Origin of the sequence: Kribbella kalugense (assembly GCF_004365875.1) — a bacterium.
Lineage (GTDB): Bacteria > Actinomycetota > Actinomycetes > Propionibacteriales > Kribbellaceae > Kribbella > Kribbella kalugense.
Genome location: NZ_SODF01000003.1, coordinates 281,893 through 305,276, shown reverse-complemented (window position 1 = coordinate 305,276; position 23,384 = coordinate 281,893). Strand labels below are relative to the sequence as shown.

At 68.8% G+C, this 23,384-nt stretch carries 22 protein-coding genes; 16 read left to right on the top strand and 6 right to left on the bottom strand.

The window, feature by feature from the left end; translation table 11 throughout:
• Positions 1–39 precede the first annotated feature (39 nt).
• Both EV650_RS32745 and EV650_RS32740 read left to right on the top strand, forming a co-directional pair.
• Positions 40–1,101, top strand: a complete 1,062-nt coding sequence (locus tag EV650_RS32745; protein ID WP_134123034.1) for an NAD(+)/NADH kinase — start codon at positions 40–42, stop codon at positions 1,099–1,101.
• A gap of 11 nt (positions 1,102–1,112) precedes the next feature.
• Positions 1,113–2,207 carry a mannose-1-phosphate guanylyltransferase gene (locus EV650_RS32740; protein ID WP_134123033.1) on the top strand — a complete coding sequence of 365 codons (1,095 nt, stop codon included), beginning with the start codon at positions 1,113–1,115 and terminating at the stop codon, positions 2,205–2,207.
• Between the two features lie 58 nt (positions 2,208–2,265).
• On the opposite strand, the gene EV650_RS32735 is transcribed toward EV650_RS32740, so the two are convergent.
• From EV650_RS32735 to cofD, 3 genes are all read right to left on the bottom strand, one after another.
• On the bottom strand, positions 2,266–2,982 hold the full coding sequence (locus tag EV650_RS32735; protein ID WP_134123032.1) for a thioredoxin-like domain-containing protein: 717 nt from the start codon (positions 2,980–2,982) through the stop codon (positions 2,266–2,268).
• A gap of 86 nt (positions 2,983–3,068) precedes the next feature.
• Complete coding sequence (locus EV650_RS32730; RefSeq protein ID WP_134123031.1) at positions 3,069–4,037, bottom strand: coenzyme F420-0:L-glutamate ligase; 969 nt, start codon at positions 4,035–4,037, stop codon at positions 3,069–3,071.
• Complete coding sequence (gene cofD, locus EV650_RS32725; protein ID WP_134123030.1) at positions 4,034–5,011, bottom strand: 2-phospho-L-lactate transferase; 978 nt, start codon at positions 5,009–5,011, stop codon at positions 4,034–4,036. The genes EV650_RS32730 and cofD overlap by 4 nt, the downstream gene beginning before the upstream one ends.
• A 114-nt stretch (positions 5,012–5,125) precedes the next feature.
• Between cofD and EV650_RS32720 the strand changes: the two genes are divergently transcribed.
• From EV650_RS32720 to EV650_RS32705, 4 genes are all read left to right on the top strand, one after another.
• Entirely contained in the window at positions 5,126–6,391 is a 1,266-nt protein-coding gene (locus EV650_RS32720; protein WP_134123029.1) for a hypothetical protein, read from the top strand.
• A gap of 348 nt (positions 6,392–6,739) precedes the next feature.
• A complete protein-coding gene (locus tag EV650_RS32715; RefSeq protein ID WP_020389877.1) occupies positions 6,740–6,991 on the top strand; it encodes a WhiB family transcriptional regulator in 252 nt (83 codons plus the stop codon).
• Positions 6,992–7,158: 167 nt separating this feature from the next.
• Positions 7,159–10,074: a glycosyltransferase family 2 protein gene (locus EV650_RS32710; RefSeq protein WP_134123028.1), complete on the top strand. Its 2,916-nt coding sequence runs from the start codon at positions 7,159–7,161 to the stop codon at positions 10,072–10,074.
• On the top strand, positions 10,071–11,555 hold the full coding sequence (locus tag EV650_RS32705) for a DUF5719 family protein (RefSeq protein ID WP_134123027.1): 1,485 nt from the start codon (positions 10,071–10,073) through the stop codon (positions 11,553–11,555). The genes EV650_RS32710 and EV650_RS32705 overlap by 4 nt, the downstream gene beginning before the upstream one ends.
• Here EV650_RS32705 and EV650_RS32700 read toward each other — a convergent pair whose 3' ends face one another.
• Positions 11,556–11,939: a DUF3499 domain-containing protein gene (locus EV650_RS32700; protein WP_202875141.1), complete on the bottom strand. Its 384-nt coding sequence runs from the start codon at positions 11,937–11,939 to the stop codon at positions 11,556–11,558.
• Positions 11,940–11,970: 31 nt separating this feature from the next.
• Between EV650_RS32700 and EV650_RS32695 the strand changes: the two genes are divergently transcribed.
• From EV650_RS32695 to EV650_RS32660, 8 genes are all read left to right on the top strand, one after another.
• Positions 11,971–12,417, top strand: coding sequence for a metallopeptidase family protein (locus EV650_RS32695; RefSeq protein ID WP_238174628.1), 447 nt, complete (start codon positions 11,971–11,973; stop codon positions 12,415–12,417).
• A 216-nt stretch (positions 12,418–12,633) separates the two neighbouring features.
• Entirely contained in the window at positions 12,634–13,722 is a 1,089-nt protein-coding gene (locus tag EV650_RS32690; RefSeq protein ID WP_134123025.1) for a Gfo/Idh/MocA family protein, read from the top strand.
• On the top strand, positions 13,715–14,470 hold the full coding sequence (locus EV650_RS32685; protein ID WP_134123024.1) for a ThuA domain-containing protein: 756 nt from the start codon (positions 13,715–13,717) through the stop codon (positions 14,468–14,470). Before EV650_RS32690 ends, EV650_RS32685 begins: the two co-directional genes overlap by 8 nt.
• A 37-nt stretch (positions 14,471–14,507) precedes the next feature.
• A complete protein-coding gene (locus EV650_RS32680) occupies positions 14,508–15,902 on the top strand; it encodes a phosphomannomutase/phosphoglucomutase (RefSeq protein WP_134123023.1) in 1,395 nt (464 codons plus the stop codon).
• Entirely contained in the window at positions 15,903–16,106 is a 204-nt protein-coding gene (locus EV650_RS32675) for a Trm112 family protein (protein WP_134123022.1), read from the top strand. It abuts the gene before it with no gap.
• The gene (locus tag EV650_RS32670) at positions 16,106–17,182 is read left to right on the top strand and encodes an SIS domain-containing protein (RefSeq protein WP_134123021.1); all 1,077 of its coding nucleotides are present in this window, start codon (positions 16,106–16,108) and stop codon (positions 17,180–17,182) included. The genes EV650_RS32675 and EV650_RS32670 overlap by 1 nt, the downstream gene beginning before the upstream one ends.
• Positions 17,176–18,330, top strand: coding sequence for a mannose-6-phosphate isomerase, class I (gene manA / locus EV650_RS32665; protein WP_134123020.1), 1,155 nt, complete (start codon positions 17,176–17,178; stop codon positions 18,328–18,330). The genes EV650_RS32670 and manA overlap by 7 nt, the downstream gene beginning before the upstream one ends.
• Before the next feature lie 30 nt (positions 18,331–18,360).
• The gene (locus EV650_RS32660) at positions 18,361–19,320 is read left to right on the top strand and encodes a cation diffusion facilitator family transporter (protein ID WP_134123019.1); all 960 of its coding nucleotides are present in this window, start codon (positions 18,361–18,363) and stop codon (positions 19,318–19,320) included.
• 40 nt (positions 19,321–19,360) lie between these two features.
• Here the strand turns inward: EV650_RS32660 and EV650_RS32655 are convergent, their stop codons facing one another.
• Positions 19,361–19,720, bottom strand: a complete 360-nt coding sequence (locus EV650_RS32655; protein ID WP_134123018.1) for a MerR family transcriptional regulator — start codon at positions 19,718–19,720, stop codon at positions 19,361–19,363.
• A 109-nt stretch (positions 19,721–19,829) separates the two neighbouring features.
• Here EV650_RS32655 and ahcY point away from each other — a divergent pair, with 109 nt between their 5' ends.
• A complete protein-coding gene (gene ahcY / locus EV650_RS32650; protein WP_134123017.1) occupies positions 19,830–21,263 on the top strand; it encodes an adenosylhomocysteinase in 1,434 nt (477 codons plus the stop codon).
• A gap of 88 nt (positions 21,264–21,351) precedes the next feature.
• Here ahcY and EV650_RS32645 read toward each other — a convergent pair whose 3' ends face one another.
• Entirely contained in the window at positions 21,352–22,305 is a 954-nt protein-coding gene (locus tag EV650_RS32645; RefSeq protein WP_238174627.1) for an RDD family protein, read from the bottom strand.
• Positions 22,306–22,377: 72 nt separating this feature from the next.
• Between EV650_RS32645 and EV650_RS32640 the strand changes: the two genes are divergently transcribed.
• Complete coding sequence (locus EV650_RS32640; protein ID WP_134123016.1) at positions 22,378–23,373, top strand: stage II sporulation protein M; 996 nt, start codon at positions 22,378–22,380, stop codon at positions 23,371–23,373.
• Positions 23,374–23,384 lie beyond the last annotated feature (11 nt).

The window sequence follows — 23,384 nt, the reverse complement described above, 5'->3', positions numbered from 1 at the left end:
AGCTACCTTGTAGGCAGGAATCGTGCGAGGAGGACTGTCGTGCCGATCAGCCGGCTTGGGCTTGTCGTTCACCAGGGGCGCCCGGTGGCGATCCAGACTGCGGAGACTGTGCGGAAGTGGGCAACGGATCACGGGATCGGCTGCACCGACATCGACGTCTGGAAGGACCACCAGGAGCGGCGGACCGGGACCGACGAGCTGCATCACGCCGGTGACCCCGACCTCGTCGTCACGCTCGGCGGGGACGGGACGTTCCTGCGGGGTGCGCGGATTGCGGCGAAGAACAACGCGGCCGTGCTCGGGGTCGACCTCGGGAAGGTCGGGTTCCTGACCGAGGTGGCATGCCGGGACGTCGAGGCCGCGCTGGAGGCGGTGCACCACGGCGGAGCGACGTACGAAGAGCGGATGACGCTGACCATGCGGGCGTCGCGGCCGTTGGAGATCCCGAGCGGGATCGAGTCGCTGCTGCGGTACGGGCACGGTCCGTCGCTACCGCCACCGCCCGTCCGGCATGAGATGGCCGAGGGCGACGGCTGGGGGATGGCCCTGGACGTGACCGCGTTGAACGACGTGGTGGTGGAGAAGCTCGCGCGCGATCACCAGGTGGCGCTCGGGGTGTACATATCCGGCCGGCTGCTGGCGTCGTACTCCGCGGATGCGGTGATCGTCGCGACGCCGACCGGATCGACGGCGTACAGCTTCGCGGCGGGTGGGCCGATTCTTTCGCCGGCCACGGAGGCGATCGTGTTCACTCCGGTTGCGCCGCACATGACCTTCAACCGAACGGTTGTCGCGGCGCCGGACGAGCCGATCGCGCTTCGGGTACTGCCGCATTCCGGGCAGGCCGCGGTGAGTATCGACGGGCAGTTGCGCGGCGTACTGGATCCGGGGGACTGGATCGGGGTTTATGGCTCGCCGAACCGGCTGCGACTGGTCCGGCTGCGGCCGACGGACTTCTACGGACGGTTGCGAGACCGCTTCCAGCTCACCGACGCACCCGCGACGGCGCTCGACGGCGAAGCCGAACTGTTCTGGAAACCGTCCGCACCGGTCCCGCCGGATCTCAAGCACCTGCGGCTTCCGCCTGGTGACGACCGGTAGGGTCTCTCCTCATGCGAAACGTGGTGATCCTGGCGGGCGGTTCAGGGACGCGGTTGTGGCCGATGTCCAGAGACGACCGGCCGAAGCAGGTGCTGCCGCTGGCGGCGGGACAGTCGCTGCTGCGGGTGGCGTACAACCGGCTCCGCGGACTGGTCGAGCCGGAGAACATCTACGTGTGCACGGTCGGTGCGTACACCGACGTCGTACGCAAGGAACTGCCCGAGCTCGGCGAGCACAACATCATCGGCGAGCCGGCCCGGCGGGACACCGCGAACGCGGTCGGGCTCGCGTCCGCTGTCGTGGCGCGGGACGATCCGGATGCTGTCGTCGCGTTCGTCGGGTCGGATCACCTGATCAGCCCGGAGGAGGAATTCCGGGCCGCGATCGAGCACGGGTTCGAGGTGGTGGAGGCCCGCGGCCGGTCGCTGGTGACGTTCGGGATCGAGCCGACCCATCCGCACACCGGGCTCGGCTACATCGAGCGGGGTGCGCCGATCGAGGGCACACAGGCGTACGTCGTCGATCGATTCCGGGAGAAGCCGGATCGGGCGACCGCCGAGGAGTACCTGGCGACCGGGCGGTTCTGGTGGAACTCCGGGATGTTCGTCTGGCGTGGGACGACCGTGCTGTCGGTGCTCGACCAGCTGCTGCCGGAGTCGGCCGCGAAGCTGCGTGAAGTAGCCGCGGTGTGGGACACCGACCAGCGCGACGCGACGCTGGCAGAGATCTACCCGAACCTGAAGAAGATCAGCGTCGACTACGCGGTGATGGAGCCGGCCTCGCAGGGCAAGGTCGACGCCGACGTGGTCGTCGTACCGATGCCGGTGCACTGGCTGGACGTCGGTTCGTGGGCCGCACTGGCCGACACGTACGCCGCTGACGAGAACGGCAACCGGACCGACAGCATCACGCTGAGCTGCCTGCTCGACTCCCACGACAACATCATCGTCACCGACGACCCCGACCACCTGGTCGCCGCCGTAGGCCTGCGCAGCCACATCATCGTCCACACCCAGGACGTCACGATGGTCTGCCCGCTGAGCGACGGCGAACGCGTCAAAGACCTGGTAGCCCGAGTCCAGTCGGATCACGCGGACTACATCTAACCTCCGCACCGAAAACGCCCCCGAGGACCAGCTCCTCGGGGGCGTACTTCGTGACAGGTCAGCCGGCGTTGGGCTCCTGCGCGTCCGCGGCCGGGTACTTCTCCATGAACTGCTTGAGGGCGTCGCCGCTGACCGAGCTGCAGAACTGGCGGTGGCCGAAGGACTTCTGGTCGGCGCCGGGGGAGCTCCAGTGGGCGAACGCGAGCATCTTGCCCTCGGGCCAGCCCTTGCCTTCGGACTCCTTGAAGGGCGCGGCGATGAACTTGCCGACCGAGGTGTCCGGGAGCTTGGACTTCGACAGCTTCTCGATCTGGTCGATCTGGTCCTTCGGCAGCGTGTCGCGGTACCAGAGGATCGTGTAGCCGTGCTCCAGGTTGTGGACCAGGTTCTCCACCGGCGGGCGGTCGCTGGTCGTGTAGAACTTCTTGTCGAACGGCGCCCAGACCGCGTAGTGCGGGCCGGACGACGGCGGGGACACCGAGTACAGGATCTTCTCGCCGTCGGGGCGGTGGTCCTGGGTGCCTCCGGCCGCGTCGTTGGTGATCGCGGCGCAGGAGGCCGCCGATGCGGCGACCCCGAACTCGGTCAGGGCCTGGTCCTTGGTCTTGGAGTCCTGGATCAGCCGGATCGCCGGGTACGCGATGATGGCCAGGCCGACCACGATCGCGCCGATCACGATCAGGATCGTGCGGCGACGGTCCGATTGGGCCTGCTGGCGCTGCATCTTCTCGATCATTTCGCGGCGCGACTGCTTCTGCGACGACGCTTTACCCACAGTGTTGGTCTTCCCGGCTAAGGGCGGCCACCGCGCCGCCGTGCGAAGGCAGTGTACGAGGCGACCCTAAGAAGTTGCCTAGAAAACTAGCGCGACCGTGAGCCGAACGTGACCGTCGCCTCGCTGCCCGGACCGGTCCGCACCGTCACGCCGTACCCCTCCGCATGCAGCAGTACCGCGAGCTTCTCGGCAACGATCCCGACCGCCACCGCCTCCTCGCCGGATACCGTGACAGCGTTGTCACCGACCTCGAGCCGGACGTCATCGCGCACCAACCCGGCCCAGACAGCCGGATCGACTTCCCGCGGTCCGGACGGCGCCTTCTGCTCGAGTACGGCGGCCCGCGCGGCCTCCCGAGTTCCCAGGCTGAACATGTCGAACTCGGCGTCCCGCACCAGCGCCCGCGCTCCGGGTCCGTGCTCGTCAGCCGGCAGTACGACGTCGTCCAGCCCCCGCAGTACGGCGACCGGCACCCCGTCCGCCTTGCCCTTGACCAGCTCGCTCGCGCCGGCGATCTCGTCCGCCAGCGCCGGCTCGGTCACCGCGAGCACGTTCCCGTGGCTGTCCGTCGTACCGCGCAGATCCTCGACGACTCGTACGCCGGCAGCCCCGATCGCCAGGTCCGTCTGACCGTTGCGCCACGGGCGGCCCAGTGTGTCGGTGATCACGATGCCGACGTTGACGTCGTACCGCTCCTTCAAGGCCGTCCGCAGCAATCGCGCCGACTCGTCGGGGTCGACCGGGAGCAGCAGGACCGTGCCGGGTGCCGTGTTGGACGTGTCGGTGCCGGCGGCGGCCATCACCAGGCCGTGCCGGGTCTGCACGATCCGGGTCTCGCCGCGTTGCGCGACGACCCGGACCAGCTCGGCGTCGATCGCCTCTTGCCGCGTGCCGTACGTCACCCGGCCCTCCGCCTTGCTGACGATCTTCGACGTGACCGAGACGACGTCGCCGTCGCGCAGATCGGTCCCGTCCGCGATCAGCGCGGCCAGGTCGTCCCCGGCCGCCACCTCCGGCAGTCCGGTCACCGGGAAGATCTCCAGGTGCTTCCTCATCGCCGTACGGCCTCCGCGAGGGTCAGTGCCGCGTCAGCCATCGCGGCGGTGGTGGTCTCGTCCGTCATCCACAACGGCACGGCCTGGACGTGAATTCCGGCCCCGGCGATCGAATCCGCCTGGATCGCGTCCGACGAGTCGATCAGCCAGCCGTCGAGTACGCCGCCGCTCGCCCGCGAACCGTAGTACCGCGCGACTGCCGACGCCGTAGATGCCACTCCGACCGCAGCGAGCACCTTGTCCGCCATTCCGCGAACCGGACTGCTGCCGATGATCGGCGACAGCCCGATGACCGGTGCGGCCGTCTCGCGGACCGCGTCCCGAATACCTGGTACGCCGAGGATCGTGCCGACCGACACCACCGGGTTCGACGGCGGGATGATCAGTACGTCGCAGTCCGCGATCGCCTCCAGCACGCCGGGAGCCGGCTTCGCCTTGTCCGCGCCGACGGCGATGATCTGGTGCGCTGGTACCTCGGCGTGCAGGCGGACCCAGTACTCCTGGAAGTGGATCGCCTTGCGCCGTCCCGGTTGGTCCGGGTCGTCCACCACGACGTGCGTCTCTACTCGGTCGTCACTCATCGGCAGCAGCCGCACCGGAAGCTTCCAGCGTGCACACAGGGCCTCGGTGACCGCACTGAGGCTGTAGCCCGCGTCCAGCATCTGGGTGCGGACCAGGTGCGTCGCTACGTCCCGGTCGCCGAGCCCGAACCAGGTGGGCTCCACGCCGTACGCCGCGAGCTCCTCCTTGATCACCCAGGTCTCGTCCTCACGACCCCACTTACGTTCCTCCGAGATGCCACCGCCGAGGGTGTACATCACGGTGTCCAGGTCGGGGCAGACCCGCAGCCCGAACAGGGTGATGTCGTCCGCGGTGTTCCCCACGACGGTGATCTCGGCGTCCGGCCGGGCCTGGAGCAGCCCGCGCAGGAAGGTGGAACCGCCGATGCCACCGGCCAGCACTGTCAATCGCATGGGAAGAGTCTGCACGAGTCGTCAATGCGTCGAACCACCGCACGACTATGCTGCGGGGGGTCCGAACCATCCGCACAGCTCAGTTGTACGGCCCCCAACATCCGAGGAGCCCTCGTGGTCACCGACGCAACCAAGAAGCTCAGAGAGCCGGTCGCGTACATCCTGCTCGCATTCGCCGGCCTGCTCGCGCTGGCCTCGCTGATCCGGCTGTTCGTCGGCGGAGCCGGTTTTGTTGCCGCTTCAGCCTTCGTCTCGAACCTGCTGTCCCCGCTAGGCGTCACCGGGGTGGTGAGCATCCTCGCCGTGGTCGGCGCGGTGTGGCTGGTGAACGAAGGGGAGCGGACCCCGAACGCGCGGACCGTCGCACTCGCGGCGCTGGTCATCACTGGTCTGACCGCGCTGATCGTGCTGATCGCGGCGTTCGCGGGGTTCAACGATGGCACCACTGCCGGCATGAAGATCTTCAACTTCGTCGCGTCGCTCGCCGGTCTGGCGCTGTACGGCGGTGCCGGTTTCTACATCCTGAAGACGTTCCAGTCGCTGCCGGCGCCGGTGCGTGTGCCGAAGGCGGGCCAGTTCCCGCAGGGCCAGCAGTACGGCCAGCAGGGCCAGCAGGGTCAGCAGTACGGCCAGACCGCGCCGTACGGCCAGCAGGGTCAGCAGGGCTACGGCCAGCCGGGACAGCCGGCCCAGCAGGGTCAGTTCGGCGGCCAGTACGACCAGGGCCAGGGCCAGGGCCAGTACGGCGGCGGTTATGCCGCGGCCGGTGCTGCCGGTGGGTACGCCGCGGGTCAGGGCGACCAGCAGCAGTGGCCGCAGGAGCAGCAGTGGAACCAGGGCGAGCAGCAGAACTGGTCGGCCGGTGACGCCGAGGCGCAGCACTCCGCCCAGCACGCTGCCGGTCAGCCGCAGGGCGAGCAGGCCTGGACCGCCGAGGGCCAGGGCACCGAGCCCACCCAGGCGTGGAGCTCCGAAGGCCAGCAGCAGTGGGGCGGACAGGACCCGGCCCAGCAGGGTCAGCAGTGGCCGCAGGAGCAGCAGTGGGGCGGCGCCGAGGGCGGCCAGCAGCAGTGGGGCGGCCAGGAGTACGGCCAGCCGGCCCAGCCTGCTCAGCAGGAGTGGAGCCAGCAGGAGCACCCCGTAGTCGAGGAGGGCTCACACGAGCCGTCCGACGGCCAGCCTGCGCAGCAGACCTGGCAGCAGGAGCAGGCCTGGCAGGCCGAGGAGACCCCGGCCGCCGACCAGCCGGCCGCGTCCGAGCCCGCCTCGGAGCCCGCGCCGGCCGACGAGACCCGGGTCGACCCGAGCGTCAACCCGGAGAAGAACGACCCGAACCAGCAGGGCCAGGGTCAGCAGGGCTGGTGGTCCCAGCCCTCCTGACAGGGCAGCCCTCCTGACAGGGCAGGGATCTGGGGCGGCAAGCCCTTGCCGAACTAGCAGGAAAATCCCGGCAGGATGAGGTTTGTGCCGGGGTACGCAGTGCGAGAGGCCTGTATCCGCAGGCCTCTCGTTCTTTTGCGGGCATGTTGCGGATGATCCCAATAGCAGAGCACGGCTTGACTTTCGTGGATTGCAGGAATGTAATTTCAACCGTGTCGTTCGTTGGACACTCGGTATCGGGGACCGTTGCAGAGCGCAGGACGGACGAGGTCAGGCATGTGGACCGCAAACCCACATGTACAGGGGAACGAACAGGGTCGAGGAGGTCGTACCGTGACAGAAACGCTGATGGCGATTGTCGACGGTGAGGCGATCGAGGAGGAGCCGAACTGGCAGGAACGGGCGCTGTGCGCCCAGACCGATCCAGAGGCTTTCTTCCCGGAGAAGGGCGGTTCCACCCGCGAGGCGAAGAAGGTGTGCCTCGGTTGCGATGTCCGGGGCGAGTGCCTCGAGTACGCGCTGCAGAACGATGAGCGCTTCGGGATCTGGGGCGGTCTGTCGGAACGGGAACGCCGCAAGCTGAAGAAGAAGGCCGTCTGACGGTCGGTGACCAGCACAACTACATCAGGACTTCCGCGAGGCCCCGGACGAACGTCGTCCGGGGCCCGCGGCTTTTCCGGCCCAGGTCAGGCGGCTGTATGGTGAGTCCTCGCCGGGACCAGCGGTCGCGGTGACCGTCCGCAAGCATCGAGGTGTCACAGCTCCGCATGGAACAAGAAGCCCCGGCCGGCTGGGAATTCTTCGACTCCGTCGACTTCCCGACCGACCACATCGGCGACCCGATGGGTCGTCCGCGGGTCCGGCATGTCGTCACCGCGGTGGTGGTCGGGCATGAGGGCGCGGCCTGGCTGCCGCGGCTGTCCGAGTCGCTGTGGGCGCTCAACCCGCGGCCGGACCGGCTGATCGCGGTCGACACCGGCTCCACCGACGAGACCGCCGAACTGCTCGCAGCGATGCCCGGGGTCGAGCCCGTCGTCAGCGTCTCGGCCCGGACCGGTTTTGGTATGGCGGTCGCCCGCGGCCTCGAGGCCCACGGCTTCGCGCCGATCCCGAGCGCGGTCGGCCCGTACGGCGACGACGGTCACATGCCCGTGGTCGAGTGGCTGTGGCTGCTGCACGACGACTGCGCGCCGGCGCCGAAGGCGCTGGAGAAGTTGTTGCTCCAGGCCACTAATTCGCCGAACACCGGGGTCTGGGGACCGAAGCTGCGGCTGTGGCCGCGGGACCGCGAACTGCTCGAGGTCGGCGTCACCACGTCGCTCGGCGGCCGCCGCGACACCGGTATCGAGAACGGCGAGCTCGACCAGGGCCAGCACGACCAGCCGCGGAACGTACTCGCGGTCAGCTCGGCCGGCATGCTGGTCCGCCGCGACGTCTGGGAGGCGCTGCACGGTTTCGACCCGCGGCTGCCGATGTTCCGCGACGACATCGACTTCGGCTGGCGCGCCAGCCGCGCGGGGTACCAGGTCGGCGTCGCACCCGACGCGGTCATCTACCACGCCCAGGCCGCCGCGACCGGCGAGCGTTCGCTGGCCGGCACCAGGCGGCACGCGTACCAGCTCGACCGCGCACATGCTTACTACACCGTTCTCGCGAATGCACCGGGCAAGCTGCTGCCGCTGCTGATCCTGCGGTTCCTGTTCGGCACCGTGCTGCGGTCGATCTGGTTCCTGATCGGCAAGACTCCGTCCGGTGCCGTCGACGAGTGGACCGCGTTGCTCGGCACTCTGCTGGCCGGCGGCTGGACGCAGGCCCGCAAGGACCGGCGACATCTCGACCAGGTCCCGTACGACTCCATCAAGGGACTCTTCTCCCGGTCGGTGCACGCACTGCGGCACAACCTGGAGGAAACGACCGGCACGATCTCCGAGCGGATCCGTGAAGCCTGGGCGGACGAGCCGGAAGAGCAGGTCGTCACCACTGCACGCCGGGCCAAGTCCACTGCTCGAGTAGCGGTCGGCCAGCCGCGGTGGCGTCGTCAGCTGATCCGGCGGCCGTTCCTGGGTGCATGGGTCGTGCTGGCGATCGGTGCGCTGGTTGCGGCCCGCGACCTGATCGGCAGCGGAGTCCTGCGGTCCAACCTGCTGCTCCCGGCACACGAGAGCCTCTCGGCGCTCTGGCACGCAGCGGCTTCCGCTCCGCCCGGAGTCACGCCGCCTGCGTGGCTGGCGCAGCTGTGGGCGTTCTCGACGGTGATGTTCGGTCCTGGCGGTGCGACGAACCTGCTCCTGCTCGGTGCGGTTCCGCTCGCCGGTCTGGCCGCGTGGGCGTTGCTACGGGCGTTCGTCGTCGACCGGGTTGCGCGAGCTTGGGGAGCGTCGGCGTACGGGCTGGCGGTGTTTACGAACGGCGCTATTTCGCAGGGGCGGCTCGGGACGTGTGTGGCCGCGATCGTGCTGCCGCTGCTCGGTGCCGCCGTACACACGATTGCTCGTCGGCGACGCGTTGTCGTGCAGGGCAGTTGGCGGGCCGCGTGGTTCGCTGGGATCTGTTTGGCCGTGCTGGTCGCGTTCACTCCGGCGCTGGGTCTGCTGGTCGCGATCATCCTTGTCTTCGGTGGAGTGCTGGGACTGGGCTGGCGGCGACAGGGTCGGCAGCTGGTGTTCTCCGTCGTACTGGGGCTGCTGCTCGTTCTGCCGTGGACGATCGAGCTGATCCGGCATCCGTCGAAGCTGGGACAAGAGGCAGGCGGGCCGCCGACCGCTGCGGTCGGTCCGGGCAACAGCCTGCAGCACTTGCTGACCGGTACGCCGATTGGTGCGCCGGCGCCGTGGTGGTTCGCCGTACCGCTGATCCTGGTGGCGTTGGTCAGTCTGCTGCGTGAGTCGCGGCAGCGGTACGAGTTGCTCGGTTGGTTCGCCGCGCTGGCCGGTCTGGCCGGGACGCTGGTTGCGAGCCGGCTGGGTGGTGGCAGTGGTCCGCTGATGTTCATGATGACCGCCGGCTGGATCATCACCGTGACGGTCGCTTGGGACTCGGTTGGCAAGTCCACCGAGCTCATCGTGCAAGGTGTGCTCGGGATCGTGCTGCTGACGACGGTCGTGACGGCGGGCTTCTGGCTGGTGCGTGGGGCCGACGGTCCGCTATGGCGTGGTCCTGCTCAGGACCTCCCGGCGTACCTGGTGTCTTCGCAGGATCCGCCGGACAACGACTCGATCCTGGTGGTGCGCAAGGCGCCCGGCGGCCAGATGCGGTTCTCGCTGGTCAAGGACGGCGGACCGCGGATGGGGTCGCTCGAAGCGGCGCCGACCGCGGCGCAGACCAAACCGATCACCGACGTGCTCGCGACACTCGGCGGTGGCGGCAGTGGTGAGGAAGGCAGGCAGTTGGCCGGTCTGGCGATCGACTACGTGTACCTGCCTGGTCCGGTGGATCCGACACTGCAGTCCACGCTCGACTCACTGCCTGGCCTGACCAGGGCGAGTGCGAACGACGGCGATGCCTCCTGGCTGGTGGACCGGTCGAAGATCGAGGGCAAGACGCCGTTGGTCGACCAGACCCATTCGGTCTGGCGCATCCTCGGCCTGATCGGCTGGCTGATCGCACTGGTGTTCTGCCTGCCGACGGTACGCCGGACGGTCGCCGTACCGCATGGCACGCACGCGAGGAGGGATCCCCGGTGATCCGCTTGCTGGCCGACCCGCGTATCCGGATCGGAGCCGTAGTCGCGGCCATGGTCGTGCTGGCCGGGCTCGGAGTGGTCACGAATCCAAAGAAGCCCGACACGAAGCCGGCGGCCGCCGCGACCGAGCCGACCCGCACAGTGGTGAACCGTACGGCGCTGTCCTGCCCGGTGCTCGCTGCCGGCGGCAAGCTGACCAGCGTGGTCAACGCGGTCGCACCGAACCTGCCCGCAGACACCCCGACCGCGACCGGAGCCGCCCAGCCGCTGTCGATCGCGCCGCTGCCGGCGACGTCCAATCCGGTCGGGTCCCTGCTGAAACGCGGCACCATCGGTTCGAGCGCCGTAGTCGTCAAGCCCGAGCCGCTGTCCATCCAGGGCACCGGCCCGCTGGCCGCAGGCACCGTCGGCACGAGTACGACGACGGCCCAGGACGGAGTGAACGCCGGCATGGCGAGCACGCCGTGCCAGCAGCCCGGTTCGGACTTCTGGTTCGTCGGAGCGTCCGGAGCCGTCGAGCGGCGAGATGTGCTCGTCCTGACGAACCTGGACAGCATCAACGCCGAAGTGAACGTCACTGTGTACGCGCGGAACGGCCAGCAGGATCTGCCCGCCGCGCGAGGCATCGTCGTCCCGGCCCGTGGCACCGCCGAGCTGTTCCTCAAGCAGGTGGCTCCGAACCTCCGGGACATCGCACTACATGTGGAGTCGACCGGTGGTCGCGTGGCGGCCGCCGTGCGGTCCAACGCGTCCAAGGGCAACAGCGTGCCTGCCGGTGTGGACTGGCTGAACGCATCGGCCGCGCCTGCGACCAAGGTGTTCGTGCCCGCGGTCGCTCCCGGTGCGGGACTGCGGATCCTCTCGGTGGCGAACCCGTCGGACCTGCAGGCGACTGCGAGCCTCACCGTGAACGGACCGAACGGGCCGTTCAAACCGGCTGGTCTGGAGACTGTGCAGATCGCGGCCGGTTCGGTGAAGACCTTCATGCTCGACCCGGTGTTGCACGGTGACCCGAGTGCGATCACCGTGACGTCGGATCAGCCGGTGACCGCGTCGATGCGGGTGACCGACGAGAGCCAGAGCGAGTTCGCTTCCATCGGATCGGCTGAGGCGCTGGCCGGTCCGGCGTACCTGGTCCTGCCGGCACATAAGCAGCCGGCTGTGCTGCAGGTGACTGCGCCGGGGAAGACCGGCAGCGTGAAGTTCGAGCTGCGGGATGTGCTTGGGCGGATCTTGAGCACGCGAGCTCTGGACGTGGTTGCCGGTGCGACGACACCGATCTCGTTCGCTGCGCAGCCGAGGCCGACGTACCTGATGGTGCAGCAGACGCGGGGGACCGTCGTCGCTGGAGTCACGCTGATGCCGGCGGCGAAGCCGGACAAGGACGACGTACCGCAGGTTGCCGTGTGGCCGTTGTCGACGTCACTGGTGTTCCGAGCTCAGCTCGGCGCACAACCGGACGTCAGCGCTGCACTGCGGTAGTCAGCCTTCAGAAGAGTTGGTGCCGGGGTCCCGGACCATGCGGAGGTGGCCGCGGCGGGTTACCTCGACCGGCGCGCCCGGAGTGCCGGGGCGGGGCTCACGGGGTGGCAGCGGACGAGCGGCTTCGCGGACTGCGTTCGCCAGCGCTTCCAGGTCGTCGGACGACGGTCCGGCGGCTGCGGGGTCCGGAGCGAGCCGGATGACCTCCCAGCCGTTCGGTGCGGTCAGGCGGTCGGCGTGATCGGCGCACAGGTCGTAGCAGTGCGGCTCGGCGTACGTCGCCAACGGACCGAGGACACAGGTCGAGTCGGCGTACACGTAAGTGAGCGTCGATACGGCAGGCTTCTGACATCCGGCGCGCGAACAGATCCTGGCGATGCTCACGACCAGACATTACGCCCACTAGGCTGAGCGTGTGACCGAGGCTCGCCGTCATCGCAGGCACATCGACCGCCACGGCCGCGGCATGCTCGGCCCGATCAGCCGGCCGAGCAAGTTCGCGCCGCGTGGTCTGCCGTTGCAGCGGGCCGGTGCGGCCCAGTTCGACGAGGTGGTCGCGATCGAGGTGACCCGGCTGGAGAAGCGGCTGCCGCAGGTGGTCGCGCGGGTCGAGTTCGCGATCGAGGACGTGCCGAACCTCGAGCTGGACGCGACCGAGATCCCGCTCACCCACGCCACCGGCGGGACGTCCCACGAGCCGTACCGGATCGTCGTCTTCCGCCGCCCGATCGAGCTCCGGGCCGAACGCTCCGGCGCCGGCCTGGCCTGGCTGGTCCGCTCCGCCCTGGTCCTCGAACTCGCCGACGTCCTGGCCCTCTCCCCGGAACAGATCGACCCCGACTTCGACGCCGACGACGACTAACGGTGCTTTTGGCCTCGCCTCCGGCTCGGCGTGTCATGGGGCCCTTGGCTCCCGGCCTTCCCTCGTCGCTCCGGTCGCTGCGCTCCCTGCGCTCCTCAGTCCAGGCCGGGAGGGCCCCATGACCTGTGGTCCAGCCGATTGACTCGTGTTGGAATCTGTTCCGTAGTGTGGGAAGGGGTTTGTGTCCGTCGTTGTCATCGGGAGAGGATCGTAGTTGTGAACGATCAAAGACTGCGGGTCGGAGTTGTCGGGCTGGGCTTCGCCGGACGGACGGCGCTGGAGGCGTTCTCCGAGCTGCCGGATGTCGAGGTGGTCGCGCTCGCCGGGCTGGAGAAGGACCTCCTGACCACTCTGGGCGAGAAGCACGGCGTACCTCATCTCTACGAGAAGTGGGAGGACCTGCTCGAGACCGAGGGCCTGGAAGCGGTCAGCATCGGTACGCCGACGCAGCTGCACGCCCCGATCGCGCTGAAAGCGTTGGAGAAGGGCCTGCACGTACTGTCCGAGAAGCCGCTGGCGCGGACAGTCGCCGAGGGTACGGCGATGGTCGAGGCGTCCAAGGCGGCCGGCCGGGTGCTGAAGGTCGTCTTCAACCACCGCGAGCGTGGTGACGTCGCGGCGCTGAAGCACCAGATCGACGAGGGCCAGCTCGGCCGGATCTACTACGCGAAGGCGCACTGGATGCGCCGCAACGGCATCCCCGGGATGGGCGGCTGGTTCACCAACCGCGAGCTGTCCGGCGGCGGTCCGCTGATCGACCTCGGCGTACACATCCTCGATATGGCCCTGCACCTGCTCGGTGAGCCGCAGGTGACCACGGTGTCGGCGAACACGTTCGCCGAGCTCGGTCCGCGCGGTAAGGGCAGTGTCAGCAGCGCGATCCGGCCGACGGTCGACACGCTCGGCTCGAAGTTCGAGGTCGAGGACCTGGCCACGGCGTACCTGCGGCTGGCCGGTGGCGGCGCGCTGCAGCTGGAGACCAGCTGGGCGACGTACCGGGCACCCGGCGACAACTTCGGCATCGAGCTGTTCGGCACCGAGGGCGGCGCGAAGATCGACGTACAGAACTACACGAACGAGGACACCCTGCGGATCTACACCGACGTCGCCGGGATCCCGGCCGAGGTGCGGCCGGCCACCGGTCCGGGGCTCGGCCACCGCGCAGTGGTGCGGGAATTCGTCCGGATCGTCCAGAGCGGCGACTGGGACGGGCAGAACGGGTCCGAGGCGCTGCTCCGGACCGAGGTCATCGACGCCTGCTACGCCTCGGCGAAGGCGGGACGAGAGGTTGTGCTGCATGACTGAGTCTGATCGAGGCCCAATTCGCGTCACGGTCTGGGGCGAGAACGTCCACGAGGGCCGGGACGAGTCCGTCCGCAAGGTCTACCCCGACACGATGCACGGGACGATCGCGGCGGCGCTGCGCGCCAAGCTGGGCGAGAACGTCGTCGTACGCACCGCCACGCTGCAGGACCCGGAGCACGGTCTGACCGAGGAGGTGCTCGCGGACACCGACGTACTCACCTGGTGGGGGCACGCCGCGCACGGTGACGTCGACGACGCGATCGTCGACCGGGTCCAGCAGCACGTGCTGTCCGGGATGGGCCTGATCGCGCTGCACTCCGCGCACTTCAGCAAGATCTTCATCAAGCTGATGGGTACGACGTGCACGCTCGACTGGCGGGCCGAGAACGACCGCGAGCTGATCTGGACGGTCGCCGCCGGCCACCCGATCGCGCAGGGCGTCCCGCACCCGCTGGTGATCGAGCGCGAGGAGATGTACGGCGAGCTGTTCGACATCCCGCAGCCGGACGAGCTGGTGTTCGTCAGCTCGTTCACCGGCGGCGAGGTGTTCCGCTCCGGCTGCTGCTACCGCCGCGGCCAGGGCCGGGTCTTCTACTTCCGGCCCGGTGACCAGGAGTACCCGACCTACCACCAGCCGGAGATCCAGCAGATCCTCGCGAACGCGACCCAGTGGGCCGCGCCGGTGGTCCCGCGGCAGCTCCCGTCGGTCCACCACCGCAAGGACATCGGCTGGTTCCAGAAGGCCTGAAATACAGGTTCGGGCGTGGGCCGGATAGGGTCCACGCATGGTTGACGTTGCGGCGATCTTCAAGGCGTACGACGTGCGGGGGGTCGTCCCGGACCAGTTGGACGAGTCGGTGGCCCGGGCGACCGGGGCCGCGTTCGTCGAGGTCCTGGACGTCCTCGCGGGTCCGGGGGCGGTCGTGGTCGGGTACGACATGCGGCCGTCCAGCCCGGCCCTGGCGGCCGCGTTCGCCGAGGGTGTGACCAGCACGGGCGCGGACGTGATCGACATCGGTCTGGCGTCCACCGACCAGCTGTACTTCGCGTCCGGCCGGCTCGACCTGCCCGGTGCGATGTTCACGGCCAGCCACAACCCGGCGCAGTACAACGGCATCAAGATGTGCCGCGCCGGCGCTGCCCCGGTCGGCTCCGACTCGGGTCTGCGTGACATCGCCGACCTGGTCGCCAAGGCCCTGACCGAGGGTCCGCCGGCCAGCTCCACGCCGGGTCACGTCAACCACAAGGACCTGCTGACGGCGTACGCCGACCACCTGCACCACCTGGTCGACCTGAGTCGCATCCGTCCGCTCACCGTGGTCGTCGACGCCGGCAACGGCATGGGCGGGCACACCGTCCCCGCCGTCTTCGCCGACGGCCCGGTGACGATCATCCCGATGTACTTCGAGCTGGACGGCAACTTCCCGAACCACGAGGCCAACCCACTCGACCCGAAGAACCTGGTCGACCTGCAGGCCAAGGTCCGCGAGGTCGGCGCCGATCTGGGCCTGGCGTTCGACGGTGACGCGGACCGCTGTTTTGTGGTGGACGAGAAGGGCGACCCGATCTCGCCGAGCGCGATCACCGGCGCGGTCGCCGTACGCGAGCTGGCCAAGCACCCCGGCTCGACCATCCTGCACAACCTGATCACCTCCAAGGCGGTCCCGGAGCTGATCACCGAGCACGGCGGTGTCCCGGTCCGGACCCGGGTCGGGCACTCGAACATCAAGCAGAAGATGGCCGAGACCGACGCGGTGTTCGGCGGCGAGCACTCCGCGCACTACTACTTCCGGGACTTCTGGCGGGCCGACACCGGCATGCTGGCTGCCCTGCACGTGCTGGCCGCGCTCGGTGAGCAGGAGCTGCCGGCCAGCGAGCTGTTCGCCGAGTACGAGCGGTACGTCGCGTCCGGCGAGATCAACAACAAGGTCGACGACGCGGCGGCGACCGTCGCGGCGATCGAAGATACGTATTCTGGCGGCAGCAACATGGATAGCGTGACCGTCGACCATCTGGACGGGTTGACCGTATCGGCGGGACAGTGGTGGTTCAACGTCCGTGCGTCGAACACGGAACCGTTGCTCCGGCTGAACGTCGAGGCTGCGGACCGCCCCGAGATGGAACGTGTCCGCGACGAAGTACTGGCCCTGATCACCGGCGCATCGGTGGAGGAGAACTGAATGGCAGTCAATCTGGACCCGGACCTGCTGAGCATCCTGGTCTGCCCGAAGTGCCGCTCCGAGTTCCGCGTGGACGACGAGGCGAGCGAGCTGGTCTGCACCAACGCGTCGTGCGGGCTGGCCTATCCGGTCCGTGACGACATCCCGGTGCTGCTGATCGACGAGGCCCGGGACACCAGGGAAACAGCCAGTACGGAGGGCTGATGAGCCTCTTCGACGACACCCGACTGGACGACCCGGCCGCACTCAAGGCGGCCGACCACCTGCTCCGGCGCCTGGCCATGGCCGGCGCCCGGGTGCGGGCCGAGCTGGAAGCGTCCGCGGACGTGCTGTCCAACCTGACGTCGGACGGATTCCGTCCGCGCGCCGTGGTGGCTGCAGGCCGTGACGCCCGGCTGGTCCGAGCTGTGCTGGAGCCGGTCTGCCCGGTTCCGTTCCTCGCCTGGCCAGGTCCGGGCCTGCCAGGTTGGGCCGGTCCGCTCGACCTGGTCGTCGTGCTCGGCGCGGCGAACGAGGACCCGGACGCGGTCTCGGCCGCAGGCGAAGCGGTACGACGGGGTTGCGGGCTGCTCGTAGCCGCGCCGGAGGACTCGCAGGTGGCGATCGCCTCGGCCGGTCTACGGCACGCGATCCGGCTGCCGTCCCAGTCCGACGATCAGCTGGCCTCGGCGGTCGCCGTACTGCAGGCGCTGCACCAGATGGACCTCGGTCCGGAGGTGGACGGCAAGGCGGTCGCGTCGATGCTGGACGACGTCGCGATCGAGTGCTCGCCGAACAACGACGTCTCGAACAACCCGGCCAAGGACCTCGCGCTGATCCTCGCGGACGCGCTGCCGCTGGTCTGGGGTGGCTCGGTCCTCGCAGCCCGTGCGGCTCGTCGTGTGGTCGAGGCGCTGCGATTGGCCAGCGGTCGGCCTGCTCTGGCCGCTGACTTCGGGCACCTGTTGCCGGTGCTCAACCAGCCGCCGCGGGACCTGTTCGCGGACCCGTTCGACAAGGCGGAGGAGCTGCGGCCGGCTCTCGTCGTACTGGATGACGGCGTGGACGACTCGGGTGTCGACGAGCAGCGCCGCAAGCTGGAGGCGAAGGCGCACGCGCACGACGTCCGCGTGTACACGGTGACGCAGGCCAACGGCACGGACATCGCGCGGTACGCCGCTCTGACCCAGCACGGTCGGTACGCCGCGGCGTACCTCGGGCTCGGCCTTGGCCGGTACGGCAGGGCGAGCGAGACGGACCCGGTCGAGCCGGGGATCCCCTCGGAGGACCCAGCGTGGTAGTCCCGCTGCAGAACACCATCCGCGACTACGCCTGGGGATCGCAGACCGCGCTCCCCGAGCTGCTCGGGGTGGAGCCGACCGGCAAACCCCAGGCCGAGATGTGGATGGGTGCGCACGAGTCGGCTCCGTCGGTGCTGCCGAACGGCGACACCCTGTACGACGTCGTGTCGGCCGACCCGGCCGCGGTGCTGGGTGCGGAGACGGCCGAGCGGTTCGAGGGACGGTTCCCGTTCCTGGCGAAGCTGCTCGCCGCCGGGCAGCCGTTGTCGATCCAGGCGCATCCCTCCCTGGACCAGGCGATCGACGGGTACGCCCGGGACGAGGCTGACGGGATTCCCCGCGACGCCGCGGATCGGAACTACAAGGACGCCTGGCCGAAGCCGGAGATCCTGATCGCGCTCGAGCCGTTCGACGCGCTGGTCGGTTTCCGTCCGCTGGACCGGACGATCGCGCTGCTCGAGGCGCTGGCGCCGACCGGGTTCGGTGAGCTGACCGACCAGCTACGGGACGGGAAGCTCCGGGAGGCCTTCACCGATTTCATGAGTGCCGACCGGGACGCGATCCGTCCGCTGGTAGGTGCGCTCGGCGAGGCTGTTGCGCAGTACGTCGGAGACGCGTTCGAGCTGGAGCGGGAGACGCTCTCGAAGTTGTGCGCCGACTTCCCGGACGATCCCGGCGTACTCGCAGGCCTGCTGCTGAACCGGGTTCGGTTGGAGCGGTTCGACGCGGTGTACCTGCCGGCTGGGAACGTGCACGCATACCTGCGTGGGCTCGGGTTCGAGGTGATGGCGAACTCGGACAACGTGCTGCGCGGTGGGCTGACCAGCAAGCACGTCGACGTACCGGAGCTGGTTTCGGTGGTCGACTTCGAGCCGCTGGCCAACCCGGTGCTGACTGCTGATGACGACGGCGTCTACGAGACCGGCTGTCCGTACTTCGCTGTCCGGCGGGTGGATCTGGACGGCGCCGAACAGACGGTCGAAGGCGTCGGTCCGCGGATCGTCTGCTGCGTCGACGGGACTGTTGATGCTGTGGGCAAAGAATCTGTTGTGACGTTGTCCGCGGGCCAGTCCGCGTTCGCCTCCGGACCCGAAGGACCCTGTACTCTGCGTGGTTCCGGCACGGCGTTCGTCGTGTCCGCGCGCTGATCTTTCGTCGTGTAGGAGGACCTGAGCACCATGGCTGGTGGCGGAAACAAGGCCGTTGTCGCGGCTTTGCTGGCGAACACCGGGATCGCGGTCACCAAGTTCGCCGCCTGGGCGCTGACCCAGTCGGCGTCGATGCTGGCCGAGGCGATCCACTCGCTCGCCGACGCGGGCAACCAGGTGCTGCTGCTGGTCGGCGGTCAGCGGGCCAAGCGGGCGGCCGACGAGCTGCACCAGTTCGGCTTCGGCCGGGAGCGGTACGTCTACTCGTTCATCGTGTCGATCGTGCTGTTCAGCGTGGGTGGTCTGTTCGCGCTGTACGAGGGCTACCACAAGGTGCACGACCCGCACGGGATCGAGAACTGGAAGTGGGTTCCGGTCGCGGTGCTGCTGCTCGCGATCGGGATGGAGAGCTTCTCGTTCCGGACCGCGATCATCGAGGCGAACAAGCTGCGCGGGAACGTCTCCTGGGTGCGCTTCGTCCGCAACGCCCGTGCGCCGGAGCTGCCGGTCATCCTGCTGGAGGACTTCGCCGCGCTCACCGGTCTGCTGCTGGCGCTGATCGGCGTCGTCCTGACGCTTGCCACCGGCAACGGTGTGTTCGACGGGCTCGGCTCGATGGCGATCGGTGCGCTGCTGGTCGCGGTGGCGATTTTCCTGGCGATCGAGATGAAGTCGCTGCTGCTCGGCGAGTCCGCGACGCGGGAGTCCCAGCAGCGGATCGAGGCCGCGATCACGAACACGCCCGGTGTGCAGCGGCTGATCCACATCAAGACCCTGCACCTCGGCCCGGAGGAGGTCCTGGTCGCCGCCAAGCTCGCGGTCGAGCCGACCACCGACGCGGCCGTCGTCGCCCAGACCATCGACGCGGCTGAACGGGCCATCCGCGAGGCCGAACCGATGAGCCAGCACATCTACCTCGAACCAGACATCTACGTCGAGAACCACGTCCCCGACGAACGCCCCGCCGTCCCCGAAGCCCCCTCCCACTAACGCGTCTTCCTCCCTCCCCTCTTTCCTTTCTTTCCTTCAATTAACGCGGCTTGGGTGGCAGTACTCCGGAGCGGCCTAGCCAGCGGAGGGCTCGGTCTCGGTCGATCTGGGACTGGGTTGGTGGCGTGGTGAGGCGGCCGGTGCGGTAGCCGAGGTTGCGGATGTCGGCGGCGACGGACGGTTCGGCGAGGGCTCGGAGGGCGAACGCGAGCGCGGCCGGCGTCACGTCGTACCGGCGTTCGAGGTCGAGCGCGAGTTGTACGGCGGCCAGGTCGCGTTCGTCGTACTGGCGCTGGGCGGTGTGCTCGGATCGGGAGCGTGGGAGCAGCCCGAGGGCCTCCCGGTAGCGCAGCATGCGCGGAGTGGTACCCAGTTGGCGAGCGGCCTCGGTGATGCGCATACCTCAATCTTGACATTTCGGTGTCAAAAACGCGCTCCGAGCGATCAAACCGCGTGGCTCGGGCCTCTAGGCTCGGTCAGGAACTAACCACAGTCTTCAGGGGAGCGGCATGACGTTCGACTACAAGGTGGCGGATCTCGGGCTGGCCGAGTTCGGGCGCAAGGAGATCCGGCTGGCCGAGCACGAGATGCCCGGTCTGATGGCGATGCGTGCGCAGTACGGCGAGAGCAAGCCGCTGGCCGGCGCCCGGATCATGGGCTCGCTGCACATGACGATCCAGACCGCGGTGCTGATCGAGACGCTGACCGCGCTCGGTGCCGAGGTGCGCTGGGTCTCCTGCAACATCTTCTCGACCCAGGACCACGCCGCCGCCGCGGTCGTCGTCGGCTCCGGCACGGCCGAGGCCCCGGCGGGTGTCCCGGTCTTCGCCTGGAAGGGCGAGACGCTGGACGAGTACTGGTGGTGCACCGAGCAGGCGCTGAACTGGCCGGGTGCCGAGGGTCCGAACATGATCCTCGACGACGGCGGCGACGCGACCATGCTCGTGCACAAGGGCACCGAGTTCGAGAAGGCGGGCGCCGTACCGGACCCGTCGACCGCGGACTCCGAGGAGTACGCCGTCGTCCTCAAACTGCTGACCCGCACGCTGACCGAGGACCCGCAGCGCTGGACCACCATCGGCCAGGGCATCAAGGGTGTCACCGAGGAGACCACCACCGGTGTGCACCGGCTGTACGAGATGCACAAGGCCGGCGCGCTGCTGTTCCCGGCGATCAACGTGAACGACTCGGTGACCAAGTCGAAGTTCGACAACAAGTACGGCTGCCGGCACTCGCTGATCGACGGCATCAACCGCGCCACCGACGTACTGATCGGCGGCAAGGTCGCGGTCGTCTGCGGGTACGGCGACGTCGGCAAGGGCTGCGCCGAGTCGCTCCGCGGCCAGGGCGCCCGGGTGGTCGTGACCGAGATCGACCCGATCTGCGCGCTGCAGGCGGCGATGGACGGCTACCAGGTGACCACGCTCGACGACGTGGTCGGGATCGCCGACATCTTCGTCACCACCACCGGCAACAAGGACGTCATCACCGCCGACCAGATGGCGGCGATGAAGCACCAGGCGATCGTCGGCAACATCGGCCACTTCGACAACGAGATCGACATGGCCGGGCTGTACAAGACGGCCGGCATCGAGCGGGTCAACATCAAGCCGCAGGTCGACGAGTTCCGGTTCCCGGACGGCCACACGATCATCATCCTGTCCGAGGGCCGCCTGCTGAACCTGGGCAACGCGACCGGCCACCCGTCGTTCGTGATGTCGAACTCGTTCACGAACCAGGTCCTGGCCCAGATCGAGCTCTTCGTGAAGACCGCGGAGTACCCGACCGACGTCTACGTCCTGCCGAAGCACCTGGACGAGATGGTCGCCCGTCTCCACCTGGACGCGCTCGGCGTGAAGCTGACCGAGCTCACCAAGGAGCAGTCCGCGTACCTGGGCGTCCCGATCGAGGGCCCGTACAAGGCAGAGCAGTACCGCTACTGAGCTAGAGCGGACCGCCACGCACGCAGAACCCCCTCAAATGGGCGGCTTAGGCCGCTCGAGAGGGGGTTCTGCATGCGTGGCGGTTCACTCACCACGGCCTGACTTCGCTCCCCGGCGCGGCCCACCCCTGCGGGTTGACCGTTGCGGGTCGTGGCGCCGGTGGCTGGGGTGGGATGAACGGGGCCGGTGCAGGCAGCGGGGCCTGTGCGCCGTACGGGTTGGGTGGGGCGAAGGGGCCTGCGGGGATGCCGTACGACGGGGCGAACGGGCCGCTGTGGACCGGGCGTTGGGTCGAGAGGCGTTGGAGCTCTCGGCGGCGGCGTTCGGCCAGGACCGCGGAGAGGTACGCCGGGGCGATGATCGGACTCGGCGGGTTCGGGGCGGTGACCGCGGCTACGCGGGCGGCGAGGGCTTCGCCGAGGGCGAGTTGCGGGCCGGGCAGGAGTTCGGTGTAGCGGGCCAGGTAGTCGCGGGCCGCGTTGGCGAGTTCGTCGGACAGCCGGGACAGCTCCAGCGACTGGGCCCACTGGACCAGGTGGCCGGGGACGAACAGTGGTGGTGACGCCATCGGCTGGTGGCGTTCGCGGATGACGACCGTACCGGCGACCATGTCACCGATCCGCTTGCCCTGCTTGTTCATCAGGCTGGCCACGATCCCGGGGCTCGCCGCGAACCACGGTGCGAAGTCGACGAAGAACCACAGCAGCGTCCGCACCAGCGCGTGCCGGAACCGGATCGAGCTGCCGTCGTCGCGGACCACCTTCAGCCCGAGCACCAGCTTGCCGATCGTCCGCCCGCGGGTCAGCGTCTCCATCACGACCCGGTAGCCGATCACCACCAGGAGTACGACGATGAAGATCAAGGCACCCGCCAGCGCTTCACTCGCCTGGCCGCCGAGCAGGAACCCGGCCAGCAGCGAAATCAGCACAACGAGTACGACGCTCTGCAGCGCCACGTCGATCGCGCACGCCAGCGCCCGCGTCGGCATCCGGGCGATCCGCACCTGGAGGACGACCGCTTCGCCGGTGACCAGCTGAGACACGTCGTCGCCCCCTCCTATCTAGACACTGCGTCCGGCTAGTCTGCCAGCACACGGGTGGAGGAGGGGGTAACGGTGGACGTCGAAGCGTTCGTCTCGGTGCATCAGCCGCAGTGGGACCGGCTGGCCCACCTGACCCGCCGGCAGCGCCGCCTGTCCGGTGCGGAGGCCGAAGAGCTCGTCACCCTCTACCAGCGTGTCGGCACCCATCTGGCCGCGCTCCGGGCCGCCGGGGCCGATCCGGTGTCGATCGGTCGCCTGTCGGGTTTGATCGCCGACGCGCGTGGTGCGGTGACCGGTGCGCAGGCTCCTGTCTGGCGCGACATCTCGAAGTACTTCTTGGTCACCTTCCCGGCCGCCCTCTACGCCTCCAGACGTTGGTGGGTCGGCATCGGTCTGCTGTTCTACCTGGTCGCGGCGTGGACCGCGTGGCGCGTTCTGGCCCACCCTGACGTGGTCGACTCCATCGGTACGCCGGATCAGATCAAACAGTTCGTCGGTCACGACTTCGAGTCGTACTACTCGGACAACCCGGCGCAGGACTTCGCTCTCCGAGTCTGGATCAACAACGCGACTATCAGTGCCGCCGTACTCGCGCTGGGCATCCTGCTGGTCCCATCCGTCTTCATCCTGTGGGACAACGCGGTCAACCTCGGTCTGAGCGCCGGTCTGATGATCGACAACGACAAGGGCGGCCTGTTCTTCAGTCTGATCACCCCGCATGGGCTGCTCGAGCTGACTGCGGTGTTCATCGCGACCGCGGCCGGACTGCGGCTCGGCTGGTCCTGGGTCGTGCCTGGTCCCCGGACCCGGATGCAGGCGGTCGCACAGACCGGCCGTGCGACGATCGGGATGGCGATCGGCCTGGCCGCGGTACTCCTTGTCACCGGTCTGATCGAGGCGTTCGTGACCCCGTTCCTGCCGGCGCCGGTGCGCATCACGATCGGCATCCTCGCCGAGCTGGCCTTCTTCACCTACGTCTGGACCCTTGGTCGGCGCGCGTACCGGCACGGCGAGTACGGCGACGTCGAGGAAGCCGACCGCGAGGCCACCGCGCCCGTTTCCGCCTGAACCGTTTCCTC